Annotated in this window: 10 protein-coding genes; 1 reads left to right on the top strand and 9 read right to left on the bottom strand. The window is 69.2% G+C overall.

Annotated elements, in window-relative coordinates; all coding sequences use genetic code 11:
* Positions 1–3: 3 nt before the first annotated feature.
* From ACS5PN_RS01040 to ACS5PN_RS01030, 3 genes are read right to left on the bottom strand one after another with little or no spacing between them, the layout of a single operon-like run.
* Positions 4–513 carry a hypothetical protein gene (locus ACS5PN_RS01040; RefSeq protein ID WP_439462088.1) on the bottom strand — a complete coding sequence of 170 codons (510 nt, stop codon included), beginning with the start codon at positions 511–513 and terminating at the stop codon, positions 4–6.
* Between the two features lie 56 nt (positions 514–569).
* Positions 570–2150, bottom strand: a complete 1581-nt coding sequence (locus ACS5PN_RS01035; RefSeq protein ID WP_439462087.1) for a hypothetical protein — start codon at positions 2148–2150, stop codon at positions 570–572.
* Entirely contained in the window at positions 2147–3013 is an 867-nt protein-coding gene (locus tag ACS5PN_RS01030; RefSeq protein WP_439462086.1) for an ABC transporter ATP-binding protein, read from the bottom strand. Before ACS5PN_RS01030 ends, ACS5PN_RS01035 begins: the two co-directional genes overlap by 4 nt.
* Before the next feature lie 222 nt (positions 3014–3235).
* On the opposite strand from ACS5PN_RS01030, the gene ACS5PN_RS01025 reads away from it, so the two are divergent.
* Positions 3236–3970, top strand: a complete 735-nt coding sequence (locus ACS5PN_RS01025; protein WP_439463678.1) for an ABC transporter substrate-binding protein — start codon at positions 3236–3238, stop codon at positions 3968–3970.
* A 2-nt stretch (positions 3971–3972) separates the two neighbouring features.
* Here the strand turns inward: ACS5PN_RS01025 and ACS5PN_RS01020 are convergent, their stop codons facing one another.
* The 6 genes from ACS5PN_RS01020 to ACS5PN_RS00995 form a co-directional block, all read right to left on the bottom strand.
* Positions 3973–4665 (bottom strand): phosphodiester glycosidase family protein, encoded by a 693-nt coding sequence (locus tag ACS5PN_RS01020; RefSeq protein ID WP_439462085.1) that lies wholly within the window; start codon positions 4663–4665, stop codon positions 3973–3975.
* A complete protein-coding gene (locus ACS5PN_RS01015; RefSeq protein ID WP_439462084.1) occupies positions 4662–4880 on the bottom strand; it encodes a DUF3820 family protein in 219 nt (72 codons plus the stop codon). Before ACS5PN_RS01015 ends, ACS5PN_RS01020 begins: the two co-directional genes overlap by 4 nt.
* An 88-nt stretch (positions 4881–4968) precedes the next feature.
* A complete protein-coding gene (locus ACS5PN_RS01010) occupies positions 4969–6531 on the bottom strand; it encodes a methyl-accepting chemotaxis protein (RefSeq protein ID WP_439462083.1) in 1563 nt (520 codons plus the stop codon).
* Positions 6532–6674: 143 nt separating this feature from the next.
* Positions 6675–7340, bottom strand: coding sequence for a response regulator (locus tag ACS5PN_RS01005; RefSeq protein WP_439463677.1), 666 nt, complete (start codon positions 7338–7340; stop codon positions 6675–6677).
* A gap of 130 nt (positions 7341–7470) precedes the next feature.
* The gene (locus ACS5PN_RS01000) at positions 7471–10149 is read right to left on the bottom strand and encodes a DUF4118 domain-containing protein (protein WP_439462082.1); all 2679 of its coding nucleotides are present in this window, start codon (positions 10147–10149) and stop codon (positions 7471–7473) included.
* Positions 10140–11114, bottom strand: coding sequence for a magnesium and cobalt transport protein CorA (locus ACS5PN_RS00995; RefSeq protein ID WP_439462081.1), 975 nt, complete (start codon positions 11112–11114; stop codon positions 10140–10142). The genes ACS5PN_RS01000 and ACS5PN_RS00995 overlap by 10 nt, the downstream gene beginning before the upstream one ends.
* Positions 11115–11123 lie beyond the last annotated feature (9 nt).

Here is an 11123-nt window from a genome sequence, read left to right as displayed (position 1 = left end):
GCTTCAGGGGCAGCGCACGAAGCCGCCCTGCACGGTGCATTGGCCGCGCAGCCCGACCAGGCCGGGGCCGACGCGGGTCAGGGTGCTGCCGTCGCTGCCATAGCAGACAGCTCCGTTGCAATGGGTCACCATGACAGGGGGCTCCGGACGCGGCACGGTGACGGGCGGCACTGCAGGCTGAGGCAGGCGCGGCGCGGCCACGCTCGGTCGAGCAGCTGCCTGCGGCACGACCCAGGTGTGCTGGGACGGCGGCGGCGACGTGGTCAGCCCGCCCAGGCAGGCATCCGCCACACGTTTGCGCAAGGGCTGCAGGCGCGCAGCAACGGACTGCTCGCGCTGCTTGTCGGAAGCGGCGGCCTCCCGGGATGCGGCGCTCGCCGCGAGGGCGTCCTCAGCTTCTTCCAGCGCCTGGACTGCCGTGCGGCAGGCCGGCGACCGCGGCAGTTCCTCGGCAACGGTCACGCTGCACAGCAGCGCAAGGGCAACAGCCAGGAGGACGCGATAGGGGAGCATGACATCTCCATCTTGCGCCTTTCCCGGCCGCGACGCTGTAGGCCGCAGCCTTGGCCTCAGGCCCGACGCAGCCGCGGTCCAGCCAGCAGGGCAGCGAAACCCAGCACGCCCGCCACCGCATAACCCGTCACGCTGCCTGTGCTGGCGGAGCCGGCCAGGCCCAGCAGGTCCAGGGCCGGAATGCCGACCTTCTGCAGGTCGAGATAAAGGGCGAACAGGAACAGGGCCAGGAAGGTGCGCGAGCCCTGGGTCAGGCGGCCCAGCAGCGCAGTCACGGCGCTGAGGAAGAACAGCCCGGCGACGCAGGCCAAGGCCAGCATCGGCGCCGCGCTCCAGATGCGCAGCAGGGCCGGCGACACGAGGATCAGGCCCAGACCGAAGGCCGCCAGGGCCTGGCGCCAGCCGCGCTCGAGCGCACCACCCGGCGTGGCGCTGGCCAGGGCCAGGGTGCCGCTCTGCAGGTCCCGCGAACTGACATCGGACACCGCCAGGCCCCAGGCGCAAAGCGTGGCCGCCAGCACGCCGGGCAGCGCCTGCGCCGGCACCAGGCTGCAGGCCACTGCGCCCGCCAGCATCACCAGGGCCAGCAGCGGCTGGCTCAGCAGCACCAGGGCCACGTCGGCCAGCCAGCGGCCCGGCAGGCCCGGCAGGCGGGCGCTGGCGCGCAGCAGCAGGCCGAGGACAGCGGTGAAGGGCTTGAGCAGCGGACGCAGCAGCCATTGCAGGCCTTGAACGAGGCGCCAGCGGCCATTGGGGTTGCGCAGCTTGACGCGGTCGGGTGCATAGCGGTGGAAGAGCATCACGGCCGGCACCAGCGGCAGCAAGGCCACCAGCATGGCGCCCACGCGCAGGGCCACCAGCTCGGAACTCCACAGGCCCGCGGGCATGTGCAGCACCGGCAACGTGGCGTCGAAGGGCGAGCCGCCGACGCTGAGGGTCTTCACGTCCATCAACTGGCTCACGGCCACCAGCAGCGGCGAGACGCCATTCACGTCGAACAGCTGCCAGCCGCTCAGCTGCGCCGGACTGCCATCTCCCAGCATGGTCGGGACGAAGGCGAACTGCGCCATCCACAACACCCAGTAGAGGGCATCGCCGCGCTTGCCCATCAGCGGCAGCCAGGCATCCGCCAGCACGGCCAGGCTGGCGCACAGCATCAGCCCGGGCGCCAGGCCCAGCACCAGCATCTGCAGATAGGGCCAGGGTTGCAGCGGCCCCTCGCCGCGCACCAGCTGCAGCACCCACACCGTCAGCATGACGACGGTGCCCAGCGAGAACAGGAAGCCGAAGGCGCCCAGCCAGCGCGCGCCCAGCAACTGGGCGCTCCTCACCGGTGTGGCCGCCAGCACGCCGGCCGTGCCCGTGCGCAGGTCTTCCTGCGTGCGCCCGCGGGCCAGGTAGAAGCCGGCCAGGCCGAACAGCAGCGAAGCGATCAGCGTGGTGCCGAAAGCCAGGGCCTGGCTCTCGTAGGCGATACGCTGCTTGTGCGTGACCATCATGGCGGCGCCGCTGTTCGGGTCCAGCACCATCAGCCAGCTGATGCCGACGACGGCCAGCAAGATGACGAGGCTGCTGACGCGGCGGCTGCGCAGCCGCCACTCATTCAGCACCAGGGCCTTGTAGAGACTCGTATTCATGCGGCCTCCCGTGCATCGGCATAGCGTTGGGCCATCAGCGCCTCTTCCAGCGTCGCGTTGACCGGCTCGGCCTCGGCAAAGGGGCGCGAGGGATGGGTCATGCGCACCTGCACGCGGTTGCCCTGAGGCTGGGCCTGCAGCACATGGACATGACCCTGCAAGGCCTCGTAGTCGGCCGGCGCCAGCGAGGCGGTCCAGACCTTGCCCACGGCGCGCGCAACGACGGCCTCCGGCGTTTCATAGGCGACCAGCTTGCCCTGGCGCATGACGGCCAGATGCGTGGCCATGTTCTCGATGTCCGACACGATGTGGGTCGAGACGATGACCAGGCGCTGGCGGCCAAGGTCGCCGAGCAGGTGGCGAAAGCGCAGCCTCTCCTCGGGGTCCAGTCCGGCCGTGGGCTCGTCGACGATGAGCACGTCGGGATCGTTCAGCAGAGCCTGGGCGATACCGAGGCGCTGGCGCATGCCGCCCGAGAAGCCGATGGCGGGGCGATTGGCCTGCTCGTGCAGGTTCACCAGCTCCAGCAGCTGCTGCAGACGCTGGCGATCGCTGACGCCCTTCAGGGCCGCGAAATACTGCAGGAACTCCAGCGCCGTCAGATGCGGATAGACGCCAAAGTCCTGCGGCAGATAGCCCAGGCGCCGGCGCATCAGCTCAGGTTTCGCGACGATGTCCTGGCCCTCCAGCAGGATGCTGCCGCGGGTGGGCTTCATCAGCGTCGCCAGCATCTGCATCAGCGTGCTCTTGCCCGCGCCGTTGTGGCCGATCAGGCCGACGACGCCGGGCTTCAAATCGAGGCACACGTCTTCAACGGCATCGAGTTTTCCGAAGCTCTTGGTGACGTTCTGGATCTGCAGCATGGCCGCCTCCTGTTTTGATCTGGAGCGCAGGTTAAGGAGGGGTGACCGCATCTCAAACGCCCAAGCGACAGGCCGTCGATGGCGGGGTTCAGGCGGAAAAAACGGCGGCCTGAAGCGGAGCGAAGATGACGCCATTGCCGCTGCCCGAGGCCCGCCATGCCCCGCCTGCTCCGTCGACATGCGATGCTGCTTTGCCTCGCCACGCTCGCCAGCTGCACCACCATGACCGCACCGCCGCCCGAAGCCCGCGCCGAACTTGCCCCCGATGGCCGCCTGCGTGCCGTCATCAATCTGGGCAATCCCATCCTGGCCCGGCGCGACAGCGCCACGGGCGAGGTCGCCGGCGTGTCCGTCGACCTGGCACGCGAGCTGGCACGGCGGCTGGGCGTGCCGGCGGTGCTGACCGTCGTGCAGTCCGCCGGCGAGTCGGTGGATGCGCTGGCCAGCGGCGCGGTCGATGTGGGCTTCTTCGCCATCGACCCCAAGCGCGCTGCCACCACGGCCTACTCCGCGCCTTATGTGCTCATCGAAGGCGCTTATCTGGTGCGCCAGGACTCGCCGCTGCAGGCCAACGAGGAGGTCGACCAGCCGGGTCGGCGCGTGGCCGTCGGCGCCCGCAGCGCCTACGACCTCTATCTGACGCGTGAGCTGCGCCAGGCCCAGATCGATCGCGCCCCGACCTCACCCGAGGTGGTCGACCATTTCGTCGCCCACCAGCTCGACGTGGCCGCCGGCGTCAAGCAGCAGCTGCAGGCCGACGCCCAGCGCCTGCCGGGCCTGCGCCTGCTGCCGGGGCGCTTCATGGTCATCGAGCAGGCCATGGGCATGGCCCGGGGCAAGGCGGCCGGCGCCGCCTATCTCGGCAGCTTCGTCGAAGACGCCAAGGCCAGCGGCTTCGTCGCCGCGGCCCTGAAGCGCCATGGCATCAGCGGTGCCACGGTGGCACCGCCGCGCTGAACTCACTCCACCACGCCGATCAGGGGCCCGAGGTCCTTGAGCTGGTCGTTGCGGCCGAGGCTGGGCGAATAGAGGCTGGAGATGGCGCCGTCGAAGTAGAGGGCATCGCGGCAATGCAGCTCGTCGCGGAAATGGCTGGCGAACTCGTGCAGGGTGACGGGCTGGTCGCTGATGACGAAGATCGCCTGGGTGCCGAGGGCGCAGACGCCGTTGCGGATATAGCGCGAAGCCGAATTGGGGTTGAAGGCCGGGTGGATGTCGCCGTTCTTCAACAGCAGCGGGCCGGACTGCGTGGCCAGGCGCACGCCCTCGTGGGAGGCCGCATAGTCCACCGCGTCGACGACGCGCGGGCCCTTGGCATCGATGAGGAAGACACCGTTGGGCTTGAGGAAGAAATTGCCCTGGCCCGCATCCAGATTGAGGGGGGCAAGCTCACGGCCATCAATGACCAGCAAGCCGACGGGGCTGGCGTCGGCGTGATACATGCCGGCATTCATGCCGAAGCTCAGCGTCTGGCCCCGGCCCTTGAGCCAGGCCGCCAGCCGGTCCAGCCGGCGCAGCGGCTGCCCCTGCTCGTCCTGCCAGTAGAGAGCGAGCTTCTGGGTGGCCGTATCGACGCGGACGACGGTATAGCGGCCCTGCGCCATCGCGGTCGCGCCGGCCAGAACGAGCACCAACGCCAGCAGCCGCTTCATCTCCCCTGCCCCCGCAGCGGCCTCAGCAGCTCGCGCAGGCCATTGATGTCCATCTCGTGCATCAGCGCCAGCAGCCGACCGATCTCGCCCTTGGGAAAGCCTTCGCGGGCAAACCAGGCCAGGTAGTTGCTCTGCAGGTCGGCGATCAAGGTGCCCTGGTGCTTGCCAAAGGGCATCTCGGTCTTCACGAGCTTGAGCAGGTCTTCGGATTGCATCGCGACAGTGTGCCTGCGCCGGACAGCAAAAAGCCCGACCGGCTACGGGCCAGTCGGGCAAAGGCGACCGGCCGGCCGCCACCGAGGATCAATGGGACAACTTGAACATGCCGACTGCACGCACCAGGTCCAGGGCCTGACTCTTCAGGCTGCTGGCGGCGGCGGCCATTTCTTCGACGAGGGCGGCGTTCTGCTGTGTGGTGCGGTCCATGCTGGACACTGCGCCGCCGACCTGGCCCACGCCCTCGCTCTGCTCGGCGCTGGCGGTCCGGATCTCGCCCATGATGGCCGTGACGCGACCGATGCTGGCGACGACTTCCTTCATCGTGCTGCCGGCCCGGCTGACTTGTTCGGCGCCGGATTCGACGCGCACCGCGCTGTCGGCGATCAGCACCTTGATCTCCTTGGCCGCTTCGGCGCTGCGTTGGGCCAGGGCCCGCACCTCGCTGGCCACGACGGCGAAGCCACGGCCCTGCTCGCCCGCGCGGGCGGCCTCGACAGCCGCGTTCAGCGCCAGGATGTTGGTCTGGAAAGCGATGCCATCAATGACCGACGTGATGTCGGCAATGCGCTTGCTGGATTCGCTGATGCCGCGCATCGTGTCCACGGCCTGCTCGACGACGTCGCCGCCCTGCTGGGCCACGGCACTGGCGGCCTGGGCCAACTGGTTAGCCTGGACGGCGTTGTCGGCGTTCTGGCGCACGGTGGCGCTCAGCTGCTCCATCGACGATGCAGTCTGCTGCAACGCGCTGGCCTGGGTTTCGGTGCGCGACGACAGGCTGTGATTGCCCTGAGCGATCTCGGCGCTGGCCAGCGACAGGCTGTCCGCGCCTTGCCGCACGGAGGAAACCAGGGTGCGCAGGCCGCCCTGCATGGAGGCGATGGCCTGCAGCAGGTTGCCGAACTCGTCGCGGGTCTCGACGCGGACCTCGGTGTCCAGATTGCCTTCGGCCACGTCGTTGATCAGCGTGACGGCCTGGTTCAGCGGCGCGACGATGGAACGGGTGATGGCGAAGGCGGCGATGAGGGCCAGCACGACCACCAGCACACAGCCGGTCGACAGCACCACCATGCGCTGGGCATGCACCTTGTCGTTCTCCGCGATCAGGCTTGCAGAGGTCTGGGCGGTGTAGTGGATGTAGTCATCGGTGGCCTTGACGAGGGCCGCCAGCAGCGGACGGCATTGCTCGTTCATGCGGCCGATGGCAGCCTCGCGGTCGCCCGCCAGCACCAGGCCGACGATGGCCTCGGCGACACGGGAATAGCGCACCTCGATGCCGGTGATCTCGTCGACGCGGTTGCGCGCCTCGGCCGGCACCCCGGGTTCGTGCGACAGGGTCTGCAGCGCCTCCAGCGACTTGCCGACATCCGCCACGGCCGCCAGCACGGCGGCCTTCTCGAGCGCACTGTCTTCCGCCTTGGTCACCAGCACCAGATTGCGCGCTGCAATGGCACGGCGGTCAACCGCCAGGCGCACCTGGTTGGCGGCCTCGGCCCGGGCTTCCACGCCCTGCACATAGCCGGTGAACTGGTCGCCGTCGGCCTTGATGGACAGCAAGGCCGCCGCGGACACCGCGACGATCATCAGGATCAGCAGGCCGAAGGCCCCGATCAGCTTGGTCTTGACCGACAGGTTTTTCCAGAATGACATGGCCACCGCTCCCTTGGTGTTGAAGTCAACGATTGATGACCGTTATCTTCGGAAACTGGCGGTGCAGCGGCGAGCCGGGGACGCCTGACGCCCTTGCGCGTGGATCCAGGGACTTGCTGTAGGCAAATTACCTACAGGCGGCCTCAGGCCTTCAGGCGGTAGCCAACCCCGGCTTCGGTCACCAGCCATTGCGGCCGGTTGGGGTCGGCCTCGAGCTTCTTGCGCAGATTGGCCATGTGCACGCGCACATAGTGCACGTCCTCGGCATGGCCCGGGCCCCAGACGGCCTTGAGCAGGTGCTGATGGGTCAGCACGCGGCCGGGGGCCGTGGCCAGCTCCTGCAACAGCCGGTATTCGATGGGCGTCAGGTGCAGCTCCGCGCCGGCCTTGGTGACGGTGCGCAGGGCGCGGTCCATGGCGATGTCGCCGAAGCGCAGCACCGGGTCGGCGTCGCTGCCGCCACCGCCATGCCTTCGCAGTTGCACACGCGCCCGGGCCAGCAGTTCTGCCACACCGAAAGGCTTGACGAGGTAGTCGTCGGCACCGGCATCCAGGGCCTGCACCTTGCGCTCCTCGCCCTCGCGGGCCGACAGCACCAGGATGGGCGCCTGCGACCAGCCGCGGAACTCGCGGATGAAGTCCAGGCCATCGCCGTCGGGCAGACCCAGGTCCAGCACGACCAGCTCGGGCCGGCGCGTCGCCGAGTCGATGAGGCCGCGCTGCAGCGTCGCCGCCTCGAAGACCTCGATGCCCTCGCTCTCCAGCGCCATGCGCACGAAACGCCGGATCTCCGGCTCGTCCTCGATCATCAACACGCGGGCGGCGCTCAAATCTGGCCCCATTGAACACAGCCACAGAGGCACAGAGGCACGGAGAACCAGCCGAAAAGAAGCTTCATTCCTCTGTGTCTCTGTGCCTCTGTGGCCGTGTTGATAGACGTCATGCGGGAGGGTGACCAAGCGGGAGTTCTATCCGGATGCAAGCGCCACCGGTCGCGACATTGTGGGCGCTGATGCGCCCTCCATGCGCCTCGACGATGGCCTTGCAGATGGCCAGGCCCAGGCCGACGCCCGGCGTCGCGCTCTCGCGGTCGCCACGCTCGAACTTGTCGAAGAGCTGGGCCTCGCGGCCGGCCGGGAAGCCGGGGCCATGGTCGGCCACATCGATCTCCAGCTGATGACCGACCGCGCGCGCGCCGATGCGGATGGCGCCCGCCGAGTACTTCGTCGCGTTCTCCAGCAGATTGACGAGCACGCGCTCGATCAGCACCGCATCCAGCTCGACCAGGGGCAGCTCGGCCGGCAGCTCGACCTTCACGTCACGACCGGCCAGCGCCTCGTCCAGGCTGGCCAGGGCGCTGCCGACCACCTCCTGCAGCGGCAGCCATTGGCGGTTCAGCTGCACGGCGCCGGACTGCAGCCGCGCCATGTCGAGCAGATTGGCGACCAGGGCACTCATGCGCAGGGCCGAGCGGCGCATCGCGTCGGCCACTTCCGTCTGCGGCGCTTCCAGGCGCGTGAGCTTGAGCGCATCCGCCAGGCCCACCAGGGCGGCCAGCGGCGTGCGCAGGTCGTGGGAGATGGCCGTCAGCAGTGAATTGCGCAGCCGCTCCGATTCGATCTGCAAAGTGCTCTGCTGGGCCACCTCGATGTAGTGGATGCGCTCCAGCGAGATGGCCAGCAAGGCCGCGCAGGTGTCCAGCAGCTCGCGCTCCTCGGGCGACCAGCGCTGCCGCCTGCCCTCCACCGCCAGCACGCCACGCAATCGCATCGGTGCCGTCAAGGGCAGCATCAGGCAAGGGCTGGCCGGCAGGGTGTCGGTACCCTGCCCTGCGGCCTGGCCGTGGTCAAAGGCCCATTGGGCAACGCCGAGATCGGGCTGTACGCTCGATGAACCGGGTACAGGCAGCACGGCCAGCACCTCGCGCCCCGGCGATGCGGCCAGCGGCGGCGCCAGCACGGCCGAGGCCGTGCCGAACTCGGCACGCAGGAAGCGCGTGGCGATCTCGGCCACCTGCTCCGGCACCAGGGCGGCGCCGAGGTCGCGCGACATCGCATACAGGCCGCGCACGCGGCGCTCGCGCTCCTGGGCCGCGCGGGCCTGCGCCTGCAAGCCCGCTGCAAGCTGGCCAATGACCAGGCCGACCAGAAGAAGCACAGCGAAAGTGACCAGGTATTGCGCGTCTCCCACCGCGAAGGACCAGCGCGGCTCGACAAAGACGAAGTCGAAGGCGGCCACACCCAGCAGCGCCGTCAAGGCCGCCGGCGCGCGGCCGAAGCGCAGCGCAACGCCGACGACATTGAGCAGATAGAGCATCGCGATATTCGTCGGCGCGATGAAATGCAGCAGCGCATGGGCGACAAACGTCGTCAGCCCGACGCCGAGCAGGGCGGCCGCATAGCCGCGCAGCGCGTGCGGCGCCAGCAGCCCGCGAGCCTGCAACACCGGCGCCGCGGGCGTGCGCGCGGTCGTCGGCAGGGCCACCTGCAGCACGTCCATGTCATCCGCCAGCCGGTTCAGCGCCTCGGCCAGCGAAGGCCGGCCGGGCCAGCGCCAGGCCCGCTCGCGGCGGCCGACAACCAGCCGCGACAGGTTGTGCTCGCGGGCATAGCCGACCAGGGCTGCGCCCACTTCGGGGGCGGACAGCACGGCCGTACGCGCGCCCAGGGATTGAGCCAGTTCCAGCGTGCGCTGCACGCGCTGGTGCGCCGCCTCGCTCAGCGCCCGCGCCGTCTCCACATGCACGGCATGCCAGTCCAAGCCCAGCGCCTTGGCCAGGCGGGCCGCGCTGCGCACCACCTTGTCGCTGGCCGCACCGGGGCCGACGCAGGCCAGCAGCGACTCGCGGTTGGGCCAGATCACGGCTGCGCTGTGCTCGCGCCGGTAGGCCTGCATCTGGTCGTCGACACGGTCGGCCGTGCGGCGCAGGGCCAGCTCACGCAGGGCCAGCAGATTGCCCTTGCGGAAGAAGTTTTTGGCCGCACGCTCCGCCTGCTGCGGCAGATAGACCTTGCCCTCCTTCAGCCGCTGCAACAGCTCGTCCGGCGGCAGGTCGACGACGACGACCTCGTCGGCCGCATCGAAGACCTGGTCGGGCAGGGTCTCCCAGACACGGATGCCGGTGATGCCGCCGACGACATCGTTGAGGCTCTCGAGATGCTGCACATTCAGCGTCGTCCAGACCTCCACGCCGGCCTCGCGCAGCTCCTGGGCATCCTGCCAGCGCTTGGCATGGCGCGAGCCGGGCGCATTGCTGTGGGCCAGTTCGTCCAGCAGCAGCACGCCACCGGGCTCGGCCGCGCTCCAGGCCAGGGCCGCGTCGAGGTCGAACTCGCGCAGGGTCTGGCCGCGGTGAGCCACGTCCTTCAGCGCCAGGCGCTGCAGGTCACGCGCAATGGCTTCCGTATCGGCCCGCCCATGGGTTTCCACGACACCGACGCGCACCGCCCTGCCCTGCTTTTGCGCCGCATGCGCGGAGGCCAGCATGGCGAAGGTCTTGCCGACACCGGCATTGGCGCCGAAGAAGATCTTCAGCCGGCCGCGCCGGGCGGCGGCTTCGTCGCGCTGGACCTTGGCCAGCAACGCATCGGGATCGGGGCGGCTGTCCGTCACAGCCACTTCAGGCGCTTGAAGCGCCAGTACAACGCGCTGCTGACCAGCACGATGGCACCCAGGGCCATCGGGTAGCCGAACTCCCATTTCAGCTCCGGCATCTTCTCGAAGTTCATGCCCCAGATGCCAGCCAGGGCCGTGGACGCCGCAAAGATGGCGGCCCAGGCGGCCAGGCGCTTGGTGACCAGGGACTCGTCGATGGTGACCAGGGTCAGGTTGACCTGGGTCGCCGCAATGATGGTTTCGCGGGCGGCGTCGATGCTGGCCTGGATGCGCAGCAGATGGTCGTAGACGTCGCGGAAATAGTCCTGCAAGGCCTTGCAGACGACGGGCACGCGGCCTCCGTGCAGCTTGGACGACACCTCCAGCAGCGGCGTGACGGCATGGCGCAGCGTGGCCAGGCGCTGCTTCAAGCCGAACAGGCGCTGCACCACCGCCTGGCGATCCTGGTGGGGCTGGAACATGGTCTCCTCCAGTTGCTCCAGCTCGGCCTCAATGGCGTCCATCAGCGGGAAGTAGCGGTCGACGACGGCGTCCATCAGCGCGTAGAAGACGAAGCCCGGCCCCTGGCGCAGCAGGTCGGGCTCGCGCTCGGCGCGCCCGCGCACGCCCAGGAAACCCTGGTCGCTGCGATGCCGCACCGACACGATGAAGCGCGCACCGACGAAGACATGCACCTCGCCGACCTTGAGCTCGCCGTCCGGCCCGTTTTCGAGCAGATGCATGGCGGCGAACAGCATGTCGGCGTATTCCTCGACCTTGGGGCGCTGGTGGCCCTTGCGGGCGTCTTCCACGGCCAGGGCCGGCAGGTTGAGTTCATGCTGCAGGCGGTGCAGTTCGTCATCGGTGGGGTCGCGCAGGGCGATCCACACAAAGCCGGTCTGGCGCGCCCCCAGCGCCTCGGACACGCCGTCCAGGCCCGGCTCGGCCACCATGCGTCCATCGTCGTACACGGCACTGTTGATCAGCATGGCGTCGGG

The sequence above is a fragment of the Roseateles sp. NT4 genome, assembly GCF_051857475.1.
Lineage (GTDB): Bacteria > Pseudomonadota > Gammaproteobacteria > Burkholderiales > Burkholderiaceae_C > Pelomonas.
This window is presented reverse-complemented; position numbering and strand designations above follow the sequence as displayed.

Excerpts from the sequence above, each read along its gene's own strand:
- ACS5PN_RS01005 (WP_439463677.1), bottom strand. The coding sequence starts at position 7,340 with ATGATCGAGGACGAGCCGGAGATCCGGCGTTTCGTGCGCATGGCGCTG.
- ACS5PN_RS01040 (WP_439462088.1), bottom strand. The coding sequence starts at position 513 with ATGCTCCCCTATCGCGTCCTCCTGGCTGTTGCCCTTGCGCTGCTGTGC.
- ACS5PN_RS01020 (WP_439462085.1), bottom strand. The coding sequence starts at position 4,665 with ATGAAGCGGCTGCTGGCGTTGGTGCTCGTTCTGGCCGGCGCGACCGCG.
- ACS5PN_RS01025 (WP_439463678.1), top strand. The coding sequence starts at position 3,236 with ATGACCGCACCGCCGCCCGAAGCCCGCGCCGAACTTGCCCCCGATGGC.
- ACS5PN_RS01010 (WP_439462083.1), bottom strand. The coding sequence starts at position 6,531 with ATGTCATTCTGGAAAAACCTGTCGGTCAAGACCAAGCTGATCGGGGCC.
- ACS5PN_RS01030 (WP_439462086.1), bottom strand. The coding sequence starts at position 3,013 with ATGCTGCAGATCCAGAACGTCACCAAGAGCTTCGGAAAACTCGATGCC.
- ACS5PN_RS00995 (WP_439462081.1), bottom strand. The coding sequence starts at position 11,114 with ATGCTGATCAACAGTGCCGTGTACGACGATGGACGCATGGTGGCCGAG.
- ACS5PN_RS01035 (WP_439462087.1), bottom strand. The coding sequence starts at position 2,150 with ATGAATACGAGTCTCTACAAGGCCCTGGTGCTGAATGAGTGGCGGCTG.
- ACS5PN_RS01015 (WP_439462084.1), bottom strand. The coding sequence starts at position 4,880 with ATGCAATCCGAAGACCTGCTCAAGCTCGTGAAGACCGAGATGCCCTTT.